Origin of the sequence: Bacillus sp. JJ1127 (genome assembly GCF_036965845.1) — a bacterium.
In the GTDB taxonomy this organism is placed as follows: Bacteria; Bacillota; Bacilli; order Bacillales; family Bacillaceae_G; genus Bacillus_A.
In genome coordinates this window covers 1-19262 of sequence record NZ_JBALQK010000033.1, presented here as the reverse complement: position 1 = coordinate 19262, position 19262 = coordinate 1, and the positions used below count along the sequence as shown (strand labels likewise).

The following is a 19262-nucleotide window of genomic DNA, read 5'->3' as shown; positions in this document are numbered from 1 at the left end:
ACTATAGCCCTTTCGGGGTTTCGATTTTCAAAGATAGTTTAAGTTTTTTACTTTTACTTTCTTTTTAAATACAACTCCGAAAAGGGCTTTTTTGCGTTTTTTGGAGAATATCACATTGTGAAAGGATGAAGATTTTTATGAAGATTAAGAGGATGTTCTTAGTGTTAGGTGTTTTATCTATGATGTTTGTTTTTTATAACACTTTTATAAAAGATGAACCTCAAACAGATGCTTTAACTCCTATCAAAGTAGAAAAATTGAATCAAAAGATTCAATACGATTATTTATTTGAAGATGATTTATCACAAAATGTGATTAACGACTTAGGAGGGCAATTCAAATTAATATTTGATGATATTGATAAGAATGGCCACTTAACCATTTATCAAAGTAAAAAAGACCTTGAAATGTTTTTAGGAAATCATGTGACCACTTCAGAATTAGCTGATGAATTTACATCAGAATATTTTAGTACTGATAAAAATTACAAGGTTACTTATAAAAGTAAACCCTATGTATTTAATTATGAAAACCCAAGAACTGTTACAAAAGTAAAAAAAGGATTGTTTTTGGTAAAACAAAACGACTTAATTCTGGAATTTAAATATGTACCAGAAATAGATGGATTTAGAATTTCTGAGATTACATATTTAAAATAAAAAAATATTAGGAGGACCTTATTATGGTACAAATTAGAACTGTGATTGCAGATGCATTAAGAATTGATGAAGAAGTGAATAGTTTTTTGAAATATTGCGATATGCAAGGGAAAATAGTTAAAGAAATAAAGCCAAGTGGGATCATTAATCGCGATTATGATCAAGGCCAACCACTTGTAACCGTAATGGTTGTTTATGAAGAAAAAAACTAACTGCAGTTATGAAAAAGATGGGGATATATATCCTTGTCTTTTTTATTTTCTATGAAGGGTGGATACTTCGATTATGAAAATTTTAAAAAAGGTGGCCGTCTTTAATTACAAGGAATTTGAGAATTCTTTATTAAAAATGAACGATCGAGAATCAGATGTGGCTGATTTAATAGTACCTATTGATTTAGCGGAAGTTTTAAAGTTTATACGTAAAGAATCATTCTCAGTTAAGGAACTATTGGATCAAAACTTTCAACTTGAATTAATAGTAGCAGCTGCGGATTACATGAGACCTGAATTGTTTGAGAATCATACAATTTTAGATGAGATTACAGGGAATGTTGAGTATGCAGATGTAACGGAAGAAGAGTTCCCATTTTTTTAAGGTTAGAAAAAGAGGGGAAATTATGAATGATGATTTAGAGCAGTTTTTTGTTGGAAATGATATTACTGCTATATTTGATATGTACAATTCTTTTTTTCAACTAATCTATTTCATATGTGATTTAAAAGAATTATTAGCAAGCGTGAATATGGATGATTACGAAATCGTTCTTCAAGAACATGATGTTGAGTTTAATAGTGAATGTGCCCATATTAATTTTGTTAATGCGTTACTACAATCAATATATGAAAAATGTAAATTTCAAGCGGCATTTTTAATGAATGAAGAAGAAATTCATTTAGAGCAATTAGAAGAGCTAGTATTTCAGGAATATAATAAAAGATTATCTTTAAATGATACGTGCTTATTACAAATAAGAAATAACATTGATTTGGACTCTGTAAAAGATATTTTTCCTGAATTAATTTTTATAAGTGACTATGCTAATAAGAATGTGTTTTATGTAGTTCATGAAGATATTCATGATGTATTAGACACGAACAAATTAAACAAGTATATAGATTTATTGAATTCAATCTAAGAGTAAGGAGTTAATATCATGAGAGATATATGGGAACGTTTAGAAGTAGATGAACATGAAGAGAATTCAAATCTAACAATAATAAACCTTATTTCTTTATTTAGTTCAATGAAGATTGAAGGAGTACCAGCGGAATTGTTTGAGGGTTTAGTGATACAGAAATTAGACTGGAATGCAGATTTCTACTCTTATAATGGCTTCAATCCATATACAGAACTTGTAGAAGGAATACTAAATTGTATCGGCTATATGGAAGAAGCAATGGTAAGAGAGTATCAGGAATGTGAGGCGAATGAATTATTTGAAGGAGAGTTTGATGAACCAGTATTACTAGTTTTCGTTCCATTACCTTCAGGATATGAAGCAAATGATATTAAGAATTTGCTCGCGGATAGAGTGACTCAATTTAAAGAAGATGTGGATCATGAATTCCATAATGAATTTGCTTTTGTCATGTGTAGTCAATATGAATATTTTGATGTTTTTACTTGGATTGGACTTTTTGAAATGGTGTATTTCGTAAAAAAAATTCAAGAAGAAAAAGAAAACTTTAATTTTAACCTATATAAAGAAGAAATTGTTGGGAGGACTTACTTTGACAATTTATTTAAAAATTGAGGAGCATTCCCCAATTGTAGAAGCAAAGATTGTGGATGATTTAGGCGTAATTAAAAGGAATTTTAAATTTCCTGCTATTGAGCTTGGTAAATCAATTGCAAAGTCTATTTCACTAGCAAAAGAGGAATTAGATTTTGAATTTAATTATGATTCCGGTTTTATCCCAAGGAATTTAAAACAACATATCTCTATTGGTACTAAAGATGGAATTAAACATTATTATTTTTTAGAGTTGGAGAAAGCAAATAGAAAGGTTGAATTATGGAGAGGGAATCATAAAGAAAAATTGACCTTTAATAATGTGGGTTTTCCAAGGGTCTTATTGGTACTCTCCGTATTGCAAAATTCAAAAGGGGTTAAATCTTTTCAGAGTGCTTTTGCTTATGCGATGAAAGATGAAACTATCAAATTAGAATCACCACTATACGTATATCCATTTCCGAATGTTTTTTTTAATGGGAATGTATGTATGGGTGGAAATAGGCCTCCTACAATAGAAAATTTAACAGCATTTGAACGATGGTTTCATCAATTACCGTTTGGTGCAGATATGTATACACCGGATAGAGTTTCAAGTGATCTTGAATTAAAAAATAAGTCAGATGTTTTCCAACTTTTTAGTTATTTAGATGGAAAAGAATTTAAGGATAATTGGTTAGTTCCATATAAGAAGAACTATATGCAACTAGTTAAAGAATTTAAGAATTTAAGATAATAAGGAGGAATTCATTATGAGTAAAAAAGAACTGGATATCTTTGATTATTTATTAGAAGAAAACAAAGAAAATGAAAACAATGGTGCTGAATCAATAAATAACTTAGACGAAGGAACGATTTTGGCAATACAAAAGATGGAAGAGCAAAAAAGGGCCAGCGAAGAAAAAAAAGCATCTAGATTAAAAGAACCTAATAGAAATAAACAACAACCGGTGTCTAAGAAAGATCAAAAAGATAAAAAACAGAAGCTCGAAAATGATGTGATAATAAAAGATTTTAAATTATGGAAGTTGAATAATGAAACAGTAGTGAAGTACTGGGGAAATACACATAATTTATCTGAGTTTTTTGAGGAAGAAGAGATTCTTAATAATGGAAAACAAAACTGCTTGGAAATTAGTGATGAAAAATTAAGAGAAAGAATGGAGAGTTCAGGATACGATGAATTAGTAAAAGGTCATGTAATAATGGGATATATAAAAGATAAGAATATTATCTCTGTATCCATTGATATGAAGAAGAAGGGCAATAGCACTAAAATAGTACCTTCTTTTCCAATACCACATCATATACTTCAAACATTCATATCGCATGCAAAATATTATGCGTCTAAAGAGTTAGAGCTACATGCAGAAGTATATCTTGATCATAATGGGTGTTATGAAATAGTCTTTCCTAAGCAAAAAGTAAATAAATATTGGGTTAAACCTGAATCTGATGTTCTAATTCAAATGGAGAAACGGTTAGTACTTCAGATACATTCACATCATAATATGAGTGAAATACCAAGTAGTTTGGATAATCAAAACGAGGTTGTTCCAAACATTATTTACGTAATCGTAGGTAGACTACATCAATATTTCCCTTCAATTCATGCAAGGATTTATAGGGGGGGTTCACATCATCTAGTAGACCTTACAAAGGTATTTGTATCACCATTTAATATAATTGGGCCATTGGAACAAGTGGAGGTTGTAAAGTCTGTAATAGATGGGGTGTATGAAATATGATTCAACTACATCCATTTAATGCAGATATACCTATTCATATAGTTCAAGTTGGTACTGGAGGTACCGGATCATTAGTGGCACAATATTTAGCACAACAAATGGTTACTTCTAGAAATACGGAAATAAAGGGTATTTTGGCAGATGCAGATAGTATTGAAGAGAAAAACTTAAGAAATCAGTATTTTATTAAAAATGAAATAGGTAAGAAAAAAGCTGACGTGTTAGCAAAAAGATATTCAAATCCATTTGGAATTGATTTGCGTTCATATTCTGAGGAATATATTGAAACTACGGATCTGTTAAAAAATTTATTCGAATCATTGAAAGTAAATAATACAAAGGAATCCATAAAAATTTTAATAAGCTGCGTCGATAATAATTTTTCACGGCAACAATTTCATAAATTTTTCAATGAACAAGAAAATATTATTTATATAGACACAGGGAATGATGCAGTAGATTTAATAAAGGGAAACCCTAGTAAGGAAATAATTAAACACCAAGAAGAAAGTGGATATACAGGGCAAACCGTCACAGGGTTAAGAGTAAAAGGTGAAACTATTTTATCACCTGTTGCTGTATTGTATCCAGATGTCTTAACAGATGAGGATACTATAGCACCTAGCGACATTTCGTGTGATCGAGTAGTAGAATCACAGCCGCAAAGGCGTATTACAAATCAATACTCGGCGTTGGCGGTTAATAATATGTTGAATTTTATCATCAATCAATATTTGATTGTAAATCATCATATTTTATTTCATGCGAAAAAAGGATATAGTAGAGCATTTCCTGTAACTGAGGAACAAAGGCAGCAGTTTGATTTAACAATTAAGGGTATTAAGGAATAATTGGTTAATATATATAATTTCATTTTTAACTTTAAGGGGTACTGACGCATCTCCATCAACCTAAAGAACCAAAATCCCCCCATAACGAAAAATCTATTCAGTATTGACGATTGATAATGATATGTTATGTAACCTTACATGCATATGATATTCATTTCACATTTTATCTCTCTTACACAATGGTAACTGTCATATAATGAAGGTAAGATTAGGAAATCGTGAGGATGATTACGTTGAAAAAATTTGCAGTTAGCTATTTAGCGTGCTTGATATTTTTCTCTACTTTTGTGAATGTTTTACAGTATGTACAAACACCAAATTTTGCAGAGACATGGGGTCCAATTTGGGTATCAATTATTATGTATGTGATACTTGGAAGTATCCCTGTTCTTATAGGTTGTTTATTAGGAGAATTTTTTTATAGAAAAATAAAGAGGAGTTATGAGTTGAAAATCGGAATTCCCTTATTTGTATTGTTAGGAGTTTTCTATGGTTATTTAATTGGTATGGGATTCTCTGGAGGACATATTATATTTTTTACTATACTGGACTTCAGTATTCCTATTACTTTATCATCTTTATTATTTTATTTTATAAGACGGATCTAATTAACTTCTGATAATGAAGACTAAGTAAATATATAAAGGCAACATAAATAATTATTAAACGGCTATATGGGCTACGTCCTCTACTTAAATTATACATACTTTTCTGAATATTATATACATATTGAACTGTATTTTCAATATCTGTATAACTAATCTAATATATATAAGAAAAGAGGATATATGCTCATATATTGAACATAATATCCTCTTATTAGTTTAATCTATTTAACGTTATTCTCTTTGCATATTTCTATAGAGAGAATAACGTTTTTTCGTTTTGGGGATACTTCAAAATCTTAGGTTGATGGGTATAGGGTACTGACGGCAAAACTCGAATTTTATACTCTGAGGATATGCAGGATTTCATGCAGACTACGAGAACGATTTGAACTGCCAAATGCTGTTGTGACAGGGATGTATGAAATCCTGCATACATCGGATAGAACGGAAGGCTAGTAAACTCCTGGTATGAATGGCTTTCAGGGATTTGGTTACTGCTAATAATGGGACGTTATGTTAACCTAACATGTATACCATATACAGAATTCAATTGACACAATACTCTTATTCATCTTTTTTATTCGATTCTTGGATTTGAAGGAGTTCAACAAAAACATTTAGCATATCCTGTATTGGAATTCGATTGTCTACAAAATGTTGCAAATTAAATCCATTAAAAATAGCCATGCTTGTTGTTGCTAAAGTTCTAGCATCTAATGGACTTCCGACAATACCTTCGTCCTTCATTTTTTGAAAAAAATGTGTAAGAAATGACCTCCATTCCTCCATCTGAAGAATAAGCATCTCTTTTATTTGTGGTAATTCATTCGAAACCATACATCCTTGGAGAAGCATAGGAGAAGACCCCTTTTCATAAGACTCATTTACTAAACGCATGGAGTATTCTTTAAATGTATTTAGCAAATCTTGATCTTTTCCATTAAGAGCTTCCTTTAAATCTTCAAAATAAAAATCTATACCTTCTTTTATCAACTTTAGCAAGAACTCCTCTTTGTTGGGAAAATGAACATAAAAAGCCCCTTTAGAGTATCCAGCATGTTTTACAATTTGATCAATGCTTGTCCTAGAATAGCCTTGTTTAGAAAATAATTCAATCCCCGATTGCATTATTTTGTTAATCGTATTTTCTGATTGTTTTTGATGATAATTCACCATAGTACCCCCTTTTCAAAGAGAAAACTGAACATTTAATTAATTTTAGTATATTCCTCAGCATACAATAAATTAATTAATACTGACTAGTTAGTATTAATAACATCTATATTAAAAAGGGGGAATTTATTTTGTTACGTCGCTTATCTATTTGTACTTTACTAACAGCTTTTATGTTTAGTTTGTTTACATTTAGTGGATCTGCTTTCGCGGCTACAAATACCACTGAAAATGAAACTGTAGTAACAGCTTGCACAAAAGGAGGTACGGTAGGTATATATGGTTCAAAAATGCGCAGTTTTCCCAGTGTCGGATCGTCTGTTTTATACACATTTCCTAGTGGTAAGAGAATTACTGGAACATGGGTAAAAGGTGAGTATGTTCAAGGTCATTACAGTAATTCTAATCAGTGGTTAAAAGTTACCTATAACGGGAAGACAGGTTATGTATCTCACACAACATTATATAACATTTGCCAATAAGGGTAGCATCAGGATTTTGCGGATTTACCCTATTAATACTTAACTAATTTTGCTTCAAATAAGGCTGGATAGCGTCCCGAAAATGCTATAAACAACTTAACTTTGTAAATCCGCATTTTCGGGACGCTACCCCTTTAAGAGGTAATCATTTGATTTTGTAGAAAATAAATATAGAAAATCAAAGTAAGTAAGGGAGTACTTTGATTGGATAAGGTCCATTCTTACCCGAAACATATAGTTTCCGTTTTTGCCTATGTAACTAACAATAATGATGAAGTTTTACTAGTCAAAACACATTGGCGTTCGGATACTTGGGAACTTTCAGGGGGACAAGTTGAAGAAGGCGAATCCTTAAGTGAAGCTGTAAGTAGAGAATTCCTTGAAGAGACAGATATTATCATACGTCCAATTGGAATTACTCGTGTTTATTATAATGAGACAAAAAAATTTTGCTCCATACGAAGCATGGAAAGTGAGTCCTTATAATCTACTGACAAGACTTGAAAATGAAAAAATCAATTACTTCTGATAACGAATTTTACGTCAACTAGCACCTCGTACGGAGATCTAGTTGTTTTTTTTACAGTAGCAAAGATGAAATTTCATTGTTAGAAAATGTCTTAGCTTATAAAATCTGCGTTTTGCCATCAGTACCCCATGCCCATCAAGCTAACAGTGAGAAATCCTAGCTATACCTTGATTTTTGTACTATGACTAATGAGTTTTGGAAAAATAAACATGCCAAATAAACCTATGAAAATGTGATTTTTCTGCTAGGCAATTTGTCTTTTATTCACCGTCGTTTCATAGACAACACCAAGAATATCGAAGACGGTCATTTTTTTGTAACGATGACATTTACGACCATTCTTTTTAAGCGATTGATAGAGGCGATGCAGAATCGCCGAGAGTTCATCTGTGTCAACCGCCATTGCTTGGAACAGTAACTGAAAGTAATCCTTAATCATATAAATTGCTTTGTATTCGCTTAGTTCTTGCTTCTGCTTTTCGAGTAGAAACTGTCGCATTTGAAACATCGTAGAGGAACAGATGAGAATGCCAATGAGTTGGCCATACAAATGGCATTCAAAACGTTCTTTGAAATTGATGTCCTTACACTCATCAATTTCAAAGAACGACTTCCATGTTTTAAACAAAATCTCTATTTGCCAACGCAGTGAATACAAGGAATGCACATAGTTAGTCGGTACTTCTTCTGGCGATGTGTTCGTAATATATACATTCATGCTCATCAAACGCTTACTTTTATCCTTCATGATAATACCCTTTTTCTTCTCACGTATTGCTTGATTTTTCAAACGCGTTTGTGTTTGATCGTCGGTTAAACGATGGATCATGACACGTGCTGGAAGCTTCTGATTTTGGCCAATATATGCCTCGGGGATTTCCATCGTTTCACCAGGGGATAGACCAGACATCATTTGTGTCATATCAAGTTGGATGTATTCTGTTTGCTTTTTTAACGTACCATTGTTGAAGTATTTTGGCTCAGGGTTCTTGATATAAATGCGTGTATTCAGCTTCAACCTCGAGATATAGTAAGCCTTTTTATCGTGAATCGCTTGTAGATCACTTAAATCGAAGTAATCGAGATCACGCAAACATAGGTCTCCTTTTTCAACGGTTTCAAGACAAATGGTACCGTATGTTTTATCATTGTTCTTTCCTGGCCCAAGCTGTACGTTTAAAAATTGACCACTGAGTAAATCGTATTCAAGTTGAATCTTCACCCCCGCAGTATTACTACTTCCACCTGATCCTTGATAGTCAGTGGCGAAGGTATCTGGTAACTGAAACACCGTCGCATCTAAAATACGAATACGATTGAAAATAGATATCATGTGTGCAGAAAGCGATTGATTGGAACAGAGTTTTTGTGTGAGAAGAGAAGTAAAGACTTCTCGAAGAAATGTGACAGCTGCTGGATTAAAGCGTTGATTCAATCCTTCTGGGCTCATTAGTACCCCAGTGGAAGCTTCTAATCGACTGCACAATTGTGTAAGTGATGTGCTAGCGATTTCCTGACTGAGCCATACGCAAAGGGCAATGAGTTCGTTTGCTTGATATTTACTAGATCGCTTTACAAAGCCAACTTGTCTGGCGATGTCTTGTAGGACTACTGGAGATAGAAAGCGTTGTAATTCTTGTGAGAATAGATGTAATTCTTCAGAAAGCGAGAGATCCATAAAAAAACGCCATCCTTTCCTATGATTCTACAGAAAGAATAGCGTATTTTTCATTTTAGAGGAATATTGTTAGCCTGATAGCGATATGCCAAGCCTCTCATTAGGAAAAGATGGTTTTATGTTTGAAAAAGTATCACTCATAATTCATTTGATTGTCACCTTAAGTTTAAAATATACAGGCCACAATAAATAAAAGATATTAAACCAAGTTATCAAGTTTCTGCATATTAGGCATAGTAATCCCCATTTTATTTCCTAAATAAAGCATGTTTTTAAAGTTATCTTTCATTTCATCAATTGCTAGTAATGCATGAGCTGTATAACGTTGAACAATTGGATTCTCTTCAAAATTATTTTTAAACATTGGATATATTATAGAAAATGGCATATTATACATTTCAACTTCAGGAAATTCGCTTAAATTAACTCCTCTTTTTTCACATAGGCTATAACATTCACTCATTGCTTTAAAGCATGTTTCTACTAATTTTTCATCTTTTAAATATCTATCAATATCATTATATTTCGAAAGCCCAACTCCAATAGGACTCGATCCTACATTATGCATCCATAATGCATGTAATATGTTTGTAGGAATTTCAGGAATAATAGAACACTCTTCAAACATCTTAATCGTTTTGCTCAGTAATGGTTTTTGTTGTTCATATACTGCGCCTAATTTAACATCTTGTCCTATATTTCCCCAAAGCAAGTTACCTTTAAAAGTACCTCCACCTCCAGGGTATCCCATAATATATTGTTCTTTTTTCAATATACTATCAATTTCTTTTGTTCCATCCCAATTTAAAGTAAATAACAAATAATTTGCATGAGGTGCTTGTTTTATAAGTGCTTCAAGAACCTCATTTAATTGATATGAATTTACAGGTACAATTATTAAATCATAATCACACTCCACATTTACTACACATCTATAAGTATATTCTCCAATTGTATACATATTTTCTTTATCTTCACGTTCATCTATAATGTCATATGACATAGTTCTTTTATTCATAATGTGAAACTTATTCTCGCGAACAAAATGAGTAATTTCATGATGTCCTGAAAGTGAATGGGCGTAAAGAGTCCCAATTACACCTGTACCAACTATTAATATCTTCATTATTTTCACCTCAACTCAAATAATTTACTAATAAAAATAAATGTATTATTTTCGGCACCCAAACTGCGTGTAAGCAATTCCTCAAATGCAGTAACTTTTGAAATCATTATTCCTTCATTCCATTTAAATAAATCAATATCTAAATAAAAGTTAGAAAGTGTTAAAATCATTTCGGCTGTTTCAAGCGGATAGGTTACATGAAAAATCCCCTCTTTAACCCCTTGTGATATTATTTCGGCATAAATAGGTGCAAATTGTTTAATAATGCTAACTATTAATTTTTGATGAAATATTGCATTTGATGGAGAATTAATTTTTTCATTCTGCTCACTATTATTACTGGCAATTTGTATCCCAGTTAAAATAATTTGTTTAAGCCTTTCATCAGATTTCAATTCTTTTACATCCTGTTCCGTTATTTCCTTATACCAACGTTTAACATACATTTCTATTGCTGCATCCGCGCATTCTTCTTTAGAAGAAAAATAATGATAAAATGCACCCTTTGAAATATTTAATGTCTTAATAATAAACGAGAGTGTTGTGTTCTCATAACCATTTGTAATAAATATATTCCATATTTTTTCTAGTAACTCATTTCTTTTGTTATTGAAATCTTTATTTGTTCTAGCCATTTATCCTCCTTATAATTAAACCGACGGTCGGTTTAATTATAGTTTATAACAATAAATTTGTAAATACAGCCAGGGTACTGCTGCATGCTGATCAATTTAAAGTTTTAAATTATCCTCAAAACGAAAATTTTGTGTCTTTTATAGCAACGAAGTTCATTTTTATCGTTTTGGGGGTAACCCATTTTATTAGGTTGATGGGCATGCATCAGTACCCCTTTAATAAAAAGAAATATCGTGTGAAAAATGAATAAATGTACATAAACTAGAGAAAGTTAAATTACCCAATTAATTTTCTGAATTAAAAGATAAAACATGCTTCATTGTGATATAATTTAGTTGCATTTTTTCTTTTTCTTTTTATATCACTAATTACTTATAACCTTTCGGGTTAATGAAATTACACAAAAAGGAACTTTATGTTGCTTTATTTTACTGTGTAAACAATTCATTTTCCTGGAAGGTTATTTGTTTTTGCCTGAAAGGGGTGATGCTATGTCATAGGAACTAATTATTAAATTCAAACTGCTGCTGCAATGTCAAAAGTTTTTCGAAAAGGGGTGCATATTATGTTGGTTACTGTAATTGTAGCTGTCGTGGCTGGTATGATCTCAGGATTGGCTAGTCATTACATCACAAACAAAAAGTTCTTGTTGCCTCGTAAGAGCAAGCTTGCATTTCACCCGGGTTTCTTGGGGGAAATGTTTGTAGGCAGTATTGCTTCACTCGTTGGTGTTGCAATGTTTAACCCTGAAACAATGATGGATATTCTTAAGGTGAGTATTCTTGCTGGGATTTCAGGGCAAGCCTTTTTGCTGCACAATCGTTTGGCAACGGAACAAGTGAAAACCGATGAGATTCAGTCGATTTCAAAGAAGCTGACTGAACTTGAAAAAAAGAATAAGGAATAAAAGAGGAGAAATCTGGTATAAATAGAAATAGAGAGATGAGGAGATTTGGTTATGCAATAGCCAAATAAAGTGAGTTGAGTTGAGGTGAGCCCGATGTCTCGAAAGGAAGTTTTTGATTATTTAAATAATCAAGAAAAGGAAGATTTAGCAGAATGGACAGAAGAGCTTAAAAATGCTCAATCTACTAAAGCAGTTAAACTTTATTCAGGAAAGATAAAGGAACTGCTGGGAAAGATTGAACAACGGATGATAAGTTCAGGAGAGGAAGCAGCGACGGCTAGCTTCTAATTGAATAGCAAGACAAAAAGAAGCTGATGGATTTTATCCATCAGCTTCTTTTTTAGTTAAAAAATTTGTGAAATAATTGTCTGTTGTTGGTTTAGAATAAAGTTTGATTATAAATTACTTTAAACCCTTGATTTTACTGTTGTTGGTTTGAAATAAAGTTCAATTAAAAGCAATTTCGCAGCCACTAAGAATTTGATATATGGTCAGCTGTTATTTTAAATAAAGTTTGATCAAAATAAGAATCATCCGTTATTTTTAGTAACTTACTTTTTCGAGAAAGTTTAATCAAAATTTCACATAAAAGCTGATATCACTGTATTTAATTTGTTTTCACACCATTAAAACAGTTAAACTTTCTCCAAAACATCGCAACTTTTTTAAAAACAGTTCATCTTTTTTATAAACGGTACGACTTAATTTCAAAGCTACAACTGTATATAAAAAGCTGTCTTTTTGAATAAAGATTGATCAAAATGACAGCTTTCTATTATTTTTAATAACTGTTTTTTATAAAAAAGATTGATTATTTTAAATCTCTTTATTCCACAAACGCCTCTGTCATGAACAAAGAATTAAATCCACAGTTTTCTAATTGCTCTCGTAAAAAACTTCCACGTTTTTTGAATGGATGATGCTATTAATTTCATCAGCTTGAAGGAGCTTAATTATTGCTGTTTTTTTCTCCCCACTCACATAACTGTTCCAAAATAGGTAATAGAGTTTCTGCTTTATGTGTGAGACTGTACTCAACTTTAGGGGGAATTTGAGGATACTCTTTGCGTCTAACAATCCCATCAGCTTCCAATTCTTTAAGTTGTGAACTCAATGTTTTAAAAGTAATAGTTCCTATTTTTCTTTTCAAATCATTAAATCGAACTGGTTGGTTTTCTGCAAGAAGGTAAATAATAAGCATTTTCCATTTACCACCAATTACTGATATTGTATAACCAAAAGGTGTCTCTTGAACATTACCCTTTTCTTGAAAGTCAGCCATACTCATATTTACACTATCCTTTCAGGTAGTATCTATCAAAAAAGTGCGTACTATTTTTTTGTTTGCGTTCATTTTATACTGACATTACATTGAAGTAAAGGAGGAAAAAAATGACTAATGTTAAAACCTACGGTCACAGTCTTTGGGATCACGGTATTACCCAAGGTTACAGCGTCAACGGCACTATCTACATTTCAGGACAATTTTCCCATGATATGGAGGGTGCGTTCATTGGCGATGGCAATATCGAAGCACAGACCCGACAGACGCTTGAAAATCTCGATCGCGTATTGGAGGGATTTGGTGTCACGAAGTCCACCCTCGCTTATATGGAGATCTATTTAACAAATGCGCAAGAACATTCCGAACCAGTCCTCCGGCTGTTCAAGGAATACCTAGGACAACATCGACCGGCTGGCAGCCTTATCGGCGTGACTTACTTGGCATTCCCAGGGCAACTGATTGAAATCAGCGCCATCGCACACACCAACTAAGTAAACTACATTTTAAAATCAAAGTAATCATGTCAAGCGCATTCCTTTAGGTGATTATTGAAGTAAGTTAAGAAAATTAAAAGGGGAATCAACTTGATTGAACTGACCCCTGGATAGTAGACACTTTTAGAAAAAGTCTACCTATTCGGGGGTTTTGTATTTTTTTGAAAGGCTAAATCCCAATTCTAACGAATTTCCCGATGTGTAATAATCACTCTTTGCAAAATTATAAACGTCTCAACTTTATTTTAAACTTCGTATCTTTTTTATGAACATCGTAACTTTATTTTAATCCTACAATGACAATTGTTTCTTCCAACGGTAGTAGAGGAAATTGCTCTCGAATATCAACAACAAAACCGGAATATTCAGTCAAATAAAAGTAGTTTCGTTCTAAATCTGATAAAAACTCATGTTGTCTATTCGTTTTTATTCCTTTTAAACGAGTGGAGCGGCCCAAAAAGGAGACATCCTGAATCTTTAGTCATGGCTTATAATCTGTACCGATACCAGAACCTCGACCTTCTTTGATCCACTTTTCAACTCTAGATGTTCTTTTTCTTTTGGACATAAAAACACCCCTTTGGTTAATCATAACCAAAGGGGTAAAGCTTCGTAACTTTTTTTAAAACATCGCATTTTTTTTATAAACATCACGACTTTATTTCGAATCCACATCTGCAAACGCAACATTAAGTATGATAGATATGAAATAGTTATATTTTAAAGAATGCGAATTTGGATGGTTTTAATTCACGTTCTACAATATGAAGAAAAGACTCGGTTTGATCACCGAGTCTTTTTTTGTCCTTTGTTAATAATCTGAAGGTAACATCATAATAAAACTTTTGCCATTATCAATTATCCAAATGATTTGTTCTATTGGAAGATTATCTATTATTACGTTTGTTTTTGAACGGATCTCAAAACCTGGACTTTCTTGATAATAATTTAATACCAAGTAGTTGTTTTCTATTTTTAAATCGAAGATGTGTTTATAGCTTAATATAGAAATAGTATTACTTCTCATGAGGATTTGCGCTTTAAAGAAATCCCAAATACTTTTAGTTATTACCGAAGGGAGGATTTTATCTATACTTGCAGTTCCGTAACGATGTCGATAAAGATTACATATTTTCATAGTATATCCTCCTTTTCAAAACCAAAGGAAATTGACACATTTAGAGATAAATCTATTGATGGTACACGTAAGTTACCCCATGTATCTAACGAATCAAGTCCATCTATTACATATCTCTCTTCAATTCTCGCCAAATAATAGTTTTCATTGCCAATACAATTTAACCAATAAAATAATAGTAACAACGGCTCACTATTTTGAGAGTCGTTTCTGCTTTCTCCTAGTTCCTCTGGCGTATTCCACTCAAATTCTTTCCAATGCCATAACATACCTTGTGGCTGTAAAGAGATTGTTCTCGCTTTGTTTAGTAATTCAAGTATTTTTTCCACGGATTTAGAATTAGTTAATCTCTCATCAATTGAGCTTAATAAATCTGAATGCTTTATAATTAATACAACATTTGACATTTATTCAAAGCCTCCTTATGTGCTATCAATAAAATTTCACGTACCATACTTTTAGTATAATTATACAAATAAAGTAATTAAGGGATTATAGTATTCTCATGAAAGGTATTATCAATAAGAATTTCACACGAAATTACGTAAAACATAGTGACAATCGCTGCATATATCCCTATATGTTTGTCCTTGTATTATTTTCATTTCATATAATTCAGTTGTCTCGACATAATAGCAACAATTTGTACATTTTTTAAAGTATAAATCCAGCTGATCGTGGGGTAATTTATGTTGATATAGCCAAATATCTATATCAAATTGTATTAGTTTTTTGATTCTTGGAAATTTCATAGTAGGAGTTTTTGATTTAACACTAACCAAATTAAGCATAAAGGACCTCCTTAATATAGTTCTGATCCACCCTAATAATCTGAGTGAATCAGAAGTTTTATCCAAGTATTGAATTTTACAATTTCATTAAAGTTAAACTACAAAAAGATATTTTGGCTATTAATAAGTGATAATGATTTTGTTTAATTCTGAATGAAAGCAAGGGTTTTTATGTGAAAATCCTCTAGTCTTTGGAACATAAGAACTTCAGTACAACCTTCACTCTTTTTTATTTTTTCTATAAAGTTATTTAATTTTTTTTGATTATTATTCTCTAATTGCCAATAAACTAATTCATTATCCACTGACCAGCCTTTTAAATAATTTTCCCGAAGGCCAACTACCAATAAGAGTAACTCTTTATTTTTTTTACCAATCTTTTTATATACCTTTTCTAAGTTTACATACCCGAGTAGTAATGCAAATAACATTTCTATATCACAAGACATACTAGATATGAAATTTTCATTTTTGGCATATGCAAATAATCTTTGTTTAATCAAGGTTAGGTCATAATTACTAAATTCTAATACCATTGGACCGCCCCAATCACCATCGAATACATAGCCAGCTTTTTTTTGTCTATATATACAACTGCTTGTTGAAGTGATTCACCGTCATGTCCTCGCTTAATTGTAAATGTCTTGATTTCAATTCCATTAATACTTGCCATTTTTATTCCTCCTGGTCTGCATGATTGAAAAACATAAATATTCTTCATACGATTTGTGAATAAATGAATTCGAATTTCTTTCGATCATTAATTGTTCCAGATAACTCAAATTTCATTAATACGGGTACGTTATATTTATAAGAGATAACATCTGCACTCTTTGCAAACATATCTCCCCAATTACGATTGCCGCTCGCTGCAACTCCTCGTAAATGTTTATGGTTCTTAGTTAAGAAGTCTTCTACAAGTTGTGGCACTTGACCAAAACCTGTTGTGTAAGTAACGAGTATAAAATCTTCTTCAAGGAGTAATTTATCAGTAATCTTTACTGACTTTATATCAGGAAATGACTTTATAAATCGTTCAACATTACTTGTCTTAGATGCAAATGCCACTAACATAAAATTGCCCCCTTAACTATTTTTTAAAATGAAAAGGGGCATATTCAAATTGAATATAACCCCATCTTGAAACTATAAAATTAGGTTCTCACCTAAGTGCTAATTACTAATAGTTAGTTGATCATTCAAATCTCCAATTATTGATTCTTTAGTTGATTCCATTCCTACAGGTATAACAACTCCGTATATAACCCCCTGGATTAAACCATCTGGATAATTAGGAGTATCTTTAACTCTTTCTAAAAGAAATTCTGCAAACTCCTCTATTGTTTCATCATCTTGAGCATAAAATTGAATGTTTCCAAGAAGAGCTAATTCTGGATTTTCTGGACTTAGTTGCATTGGCACTAGTTCATGCATTAATGGTTGACGTATTTCCGGTAAGCAATAATCTAAAAATATTCCTATTGTTGAAATAACCGTAGTATCCATAAAGGAAGTAATAATTAAATCTCCTTTCATGCCTAATACACGAATTGCGGCCGCTATTTGATGATAATCATCGCTATTAACATATCCTTGAAATTCACCATTTAAATACAAACTGAATAATTCATTATTTTTTTCAAACATTTTATAATTCCTCCTTATTATCTTTAATAATATTTCTATCATCTTCATAATGACTTGCTGCAGCATTTGAAAATTGGTCCAACAGAAAGTTTATTTGTCTTTCTAGCAGATTAATATCGTCAAACACATGACTTCCAAAGTACATGCTAATTGATGCAATACTTTCAAAGTTAATGCTTAACTCATATTGCCCTATCTTACTGTTAAAATAGAAAGTTGATTTCTGCCGAGTGTTTTGGAATTTATGCAGTACTTCTGTCTTTTCGAGAAGATTTCTTTCTTCAAGTTTTGGTGCAATAAAACGATATATTGCTTTTATTAGACTTGAAGAGAGCACTTCCATCATAAAAGTAAATACTTCTGGTTGCTTTTGTAGATACGATTATAAGAGTCTAAAAAAAGCATAGTTTTGGTAAATTCAATATTTGCTTTAGAGAATTTCTGGATCGCGGAATGTTCATGAATTATACATGTGTCCCAGTAGGTCTCATTCAGCAATTCAATAAAATTATTCATCTAACTCCCTCCAAAATAAAAACTCCTCCATCTAGAGAAGTCTGATTGTTACGCAAAAACGTGTTTAATATTTCATTACTTTATTTCTGTTAAAAATTCTTCGTAGTCATTTCTCAAATGCAGATATTGATTCGAGATAATATCTTGAATGTCTTCATAATTTAGATTCTGATACTTAATTAAAGTTTCATTTTTTAATTCGGATCATGTTTTACCGCATTGTTCTAATATGAATTCGTCAAAAGTCATTTACTCTCTCCTTTCTAGACAATACGAAAAGCCCTTCAAGGATACTGGATAGTAAGAATAAAATGCAGATAGCATTACATTCTTATTTCAAGTAACCCGAAGGGCTTATGTGCATTGAAATTGATATTAAAAATAAAAAAGGTGTATATAACAAATAATATCTTAAATTTCTGAAAATGTAAATTAATAATAGAGAATTCATTTGGATTTTGAAAAATATAATATTTAAGAAGTAAATATGAAAAAGTTAGAGAATTATCTTAGTTATTAAATAGATTCTGCTTATACTTTAAGTAGAGCCTAATTTATTAAATTTAAAGAGTTTATATGTTCATATATAGAATTTAGAAGGAGGTATTTTATACATGATTCCAACGTCAACATATGTGGCTAAATGGGTATTAGATGACTTAACACTTGCATCAAAACCAATACAGGGGATCAAATTAAGTACATTTAAAAAATTAGAGAAACTATATGTAGAATATAGAGAATTGATTGAGGGAGATACTAGTTTTGAAATCACACATTATCTTTTAGAGTTTATTAATCCACATAATCTTTTTGTAGTAAGAGAAGGTTTTTATATATTTGATAATAAAACAATGAGATTTATTAAAGTATCAGATGATATACATTTTTCAACTCAAAGCTTAGCGTACTGTAATAATGGAGTTGCAGTAGATTTAATAAACGGGAAAATGAATTTTATAGAAGGGCATTATTATAAAGTTAAGACCTCATATGTCGATTTATTAAAAGGAGAAACTATCCCAGTTATGGTACTTAGTCACTTAGACAATAATGTTGGAGTGTCAGTTCCGTTGGCCATGTTTAATGAAGAAAAAACGTTTAAAATTTCAGAGAGTTATATAGTTGATCTTACCTCAAAGAATTGTAATCATGAGAGTGAATTTAACGAAAAGGAAAACGTAATACGATTTCTAAAGCCTTCTATTGTTTAATTAAGGACATATATAAATTAAATTTATTGGATTTGAGTCAATATT

At 31.5% G+C, this 19262-nt stretch carries 25 protein-coding genes and 3 pseudogenes; 15 read left to right on the top strand and 13 right to left on the bottom strand.

The genetic code is table 11. The features are described 5' to 3' along the window. Window positions 1-137 precede the first annotated feature (137 nt). The 9 genes from V7183_RS04280 (at window position 138) to V7183_RS04240 (ending at window position 5601) form a co-directional block, all read left to right on the top strand. The gene (locus tag V7183_RS04280) at window positions 138-659 is read left to right on the top strand and encodes a peptide ABC transporter ATP-binding protein (protein WP_335358786.1); all 522 of its coding nucleotides are present in this window, start codon (window positions 138-140) and stop codon (window positions 657-659) included. A 23-nt stretch (window positions 660-682) separates the two neighbouring features. Beyond that, window positions 683-871: a hypothetical protein gene (locus V7183_RS04275; protein ID WP_335358785.1), complete on the top strand. Its 189-nt coding sequence runs from the start codon at window positions 683-685 to the stop codon at window positions 869-871. 73 nt (window positions 872-944) lie between these two features. Beyond that, the gene (locus V7183_RS04270; RefSeq protein ID WP_335358784.1) at window positions 945-1256 is read left to right on the top strand and encodes a hypothetical protein; all 312 of its coding nucleotides are present in this window, start codon (window positions 945-947) and stop codon (window positions 1254-1256) included. Between the two features lie 22 nt (window positions 1257-1278). Further along, entirely contained in the window at window positions 1279-1797 is a 519-nt protein-coding gene (locus tag V7183_RS04265) for a hypothetical protein (protein WP_335358783.1), read from the top strand. Between the two features lie 18 nt (window positions 1798-1815). Beyond that, a complete protein-coding gene (locus tag V7183_RS04260) occupies window positions 1816-2415 on the top strand; it encodes a hypothetical protein (protein ID WP_335358782.1) in 600 nt (199 codons plus the stop codon). Continuing rightward, window positions 2393-3130 carry a hypothetical protein gene (locus V7183_RS04255; RefSeq protein WP_335358781.1) on the top strand — a complete coding sequence of 246 codons (738 nt, stop codon included), beginning with the start codon at window positions 2393-2395 and terminating at the stop codon, window positions 3128-3130. The genes V7183_RS04260 and V7183_RS04255 overlap by 23 nt, the downstream gene beginning before the upstream one ends. Before the next feature lie 16 nt (window positions 3131-3146). Further along, a complete protein-coding gene (locus tag V7183_RS04250; RefSeq protein ID WP_335358780.1) occupies window positions 3147-4142 on the top strand; it encodes a hypothetical protein in 996 nt (331 codons plus the stop codon). After that, window positions 4139-4993: a ThiF family adenylyltransferase gene (locus tag V7183_RS04245; protein ID WP_335358779.1), complete on the top strand. Its 855-nt coding sequence runs from the start codon at window positions 4139-4141 to the stop codon at window positions 4991-4993. The genes V7183_RS04250 and V7183_RS04245 overlap by 4 nt, the downstream gene beginning before the upstream one ends. A 233-nt stretch (window positions 4994-5226) precedes the next feature. Continuing rightward, window positions 5227-5601 (top strand): hypothetical protein, encoded by a 375-nt coding sequence (locus V7183_RS04240; protein ID WP_335358778.1) that lies wholly within the window; start codon window positions 5227-5229, stop codon window positions 5599-5601. 564 nt (window positions 5602-6165) lie between these two features. On the opposite strand, the gene V7183_RS04235 is transcribed toward V7183_RS04240, so the two are convergent. After that, window positions 6166-6777 carry a TetR/AcrR family transcriptional regulator gene (locus V7183_RS04235; protein WP_257143790.1) on the bottom strand — a complete coding sequence of 204 codons (612 nt, stop codon included), beginning with the start codon at window positions 6775-6777 and terminating at the stop codon, window positions 6166-6168. A 128-nt stretch (window positions 6778-6905) separates the two neighbouring features. Here V7183_RS04235 and V7183_RS04230 point away from each other — a divergent pair, with 128 nt between their 5' ends. Both V7183_RS04230 and V7183_RS04225 read left to right on the top strand, forming a co-directional pair. Further along, window positions 6906-7256, top strand: coding sequence for an SH3 domain-containing protein (locus V7183_RS04230; RefSeq protein ID WP_016103962.1), 351 nt, complete (start codon window positions 6906-6908; stop codon window positions 7254-7256). A 204-nt stretch (window positions 7257-7460) separates the two neighbouring features. Next, window positions 7461-7715: pseudogene (locus tag V7183_RS04225) on the top strand (NUDIX hydrolase); the annotation flags it as partial. A 314-nt stretch (window positions 7716-8029) separates the two neighbouring features. Here the strand turns inward: V7183_RS04225 and V7183_RS04220 are convergent. From V7183_RS04220 to V7183_RS04210, 3 genes are all read right to left on the bottom strand, one after another. Next, window positions 8030-9463, bottom strand: a complete 1434-nt coding sequence (locus V7183_RS04220) for an IS4 family transposase (protein ID WP_335358777.1) — start codon at window positions 9461-9463, stop codon at window positions 8030-8032. A gap of 199 nt (window positions 9464-9662) precedes the next feature. Further along, window positions 9663-10589: a ketopantoate reductase family protein gene (locus V7183_RS04215; RefSeq protein WP_335358776.1), complete on the bottom strand. Its 927-nt coding sequence runs from the start codon at window positions 10587-10589 to the stop codon at window positions 9663-9665. A 5-nt stretch (window positions 10590-10594) separates the two neighbouring features. Beyond that, on the bottom strand, window positions 10595-11224 hold the full coding sequence (locus V7183_RS04210) for a TetR/AcrR family transcriptional regulator (RefSeq protein WP_335358775.1): 630 nt from the start codon (window positions 11222-11224) through the stop codon (window positions 10595-10597). Between the two features lie 566 nt (window positions 11225-11790). On the opposite strand from V7183_RS04210, the gene V7183_RS04205 reads away from it, so the two are divergent. Both V7183_RS04205 and V7183_RS04200 read left to right on the top strand, forming a co-directional pair. Next, window positions 11791-12132, top strand: coding sequence for a DUF4257 domain-containing protein (locus tag V7183_RS04205; protein ID WP_335358774.1), 342 nt, complete (start codon window positions 11791-11793; stop codon window positions 12130-12132). A 93-nt stretch (window positions 12133-12225) separates the two neighbouring features. Then, window positions 12226-12420 carry a hypothetical protein gene (locus tag V7183_RS04200; protein ID WP_335358773.1) on the top strand — a complete coding sequence of 65 codons (195 nt, stop codon included), beginning with the start codon at window positions 12226-12228 and terminating at the stop codon, window positions 12418-12420. A gap of 661 nt (window positions 12421-13081) precedes the next feature. Here V7183_RS04200 and V7183_RS04195 read toward each other — a convergent pair. Continuing rightward, the gene (locus V7183_RS04195) at window positions 13082-13420 is read right to left on the bottom strand and encodes a winged helix-turn-helix transcriptional regulator (RefSeq protein WP_335358772.1); all 339 of its coding nucleotides are present in this window, start codon (window positions 13418-13420) and stop codon (window positions 13082-13084) included. A 104-nt stretch (window positions 13421-13524) separates the two neighbouring features. Between V7183_RS04195 and V7183_RS04190 the strand changes: the two genes are divergently transcribed. Continuing rightward, a complete protein-coding gene (locus V7183_RS04190) occupies window positions 13525-13908 on the top strand; it encodes a RidA family protein (RefSeq protein ID WP_335358771.1) in 384 nt (127 codons plus the stop codon). Window positions 13909-14206: 298 nt separating this feature from the next. Here V7183_RS04190 and V7183_RS04185 read toward each other — a convergent pair. The 8 genes and pseudogenes from V7183_RS04185 to V7183_RS04150 form a co-directional block, all read right to left on the bottom strand. Further along, a pseudogene (locus V7183_RS04185) lies at window positions 14207-14479 on the bottom strand (heteromeric transposase endonuclease subunit TnsA); the annotation flags it as partial. Between the two features lie 243 nt (window positions 14480-14722). Next, on the bottom strand, window positions 14723-15049 hold the full coding sequence (locus tag V7183_RS04180; RefSeq protein ID WP_335358770.1) for a DUF960 family protein: 327 nt from the start codon (window positions 15047-15049) through the stop codon (window positions 14723-14725). Further along, on the bottom strand, window positions 15046-15456 hold the full coding sequence (locus V7183_RS04175; protein WP_335358769.1) for a hypothetical protein: 411 nt from the start codon (window positions 15454-15456) through the stop codon (window positions 15046-15048). Before V7183_RS04175 ends, V7183_RS04180 begins: the two co-directional genes overlap by 4 nt. Before the next feature lie 527 nt (window positions 15457-15983). Continuing rightward, window positions 15984-16376 carry a hypothetical protein gene (locus V7183_RS04170; RefSeq protein WP_335358768.1) on the bottom strand — a complete coding sequence of 131 codons (393 nt, stop codon included), beginning with the start codon at window positions 16374-16376 and terminating at the stop codon, window positions 15984-15986. After that, window positions 16367-16513, bottom strand: coding sequence for a hypothetical protein (locus tag V7183_RS04165; protein ID WP_335358767.1), 147 nt, complete (start codon window positions 16511-16513; stop codon window positions 16367-16369). The genes V7183_RS04170 and V7183_RS04165 overlap by 10 nt, the downstream gene beginning before the upstream one ends. A gap of 44 nt (window positions 16514-16557) precedes the next feature. Beyond that, a complete protein-coding gene (gene nrdI, locus V7183_RS04160; protein WP_335358766.1) occupies window positions 16558-16914 on the bottom strand; it encodes a class Ib ribonucleoside-diphosphate reductase assembly flavoprotein NrdI in 357 nt (118 codons plus the stop codon). 99 nt (window positions 16915-17013) lie between these two features. Next, window positions 17014-17487, bottom strand: coding sequence for a hypothetical protein (locus V7183_RS04155; RefSeq protein WP_335358765.1), 474 nt, complete (start codon window positions 17485-17487; stop codon window positions 17014-17016). A 1-nt stretch (window position 17488) separates the two neighbouring features. Then, window positions 17489-18003, bottom strand: a pseudogene (locus V7183_RS04150) (hypothetical protein). A 614-nt stretch (window positions 18004-18617) separates the two neighbouring features. Here V7183_RS04150 and V7183_RS04145 point away from each other — a divergent pair. Beyond that, window positions 18618-19217 carry a hypothetical protein gene (locus tag V7183_RS04145; protein ID WP_335358764.1) on the top strand — a complete coding sequence of 200 codons (600 nt, stop codon included), beginning with the start codon at window positions 18618-18620 and terminating at the stop codon, window positions 19215-19217. The last annotated feature ends 45 nt before the right edge of the window (window positions 19218-19262 follow it).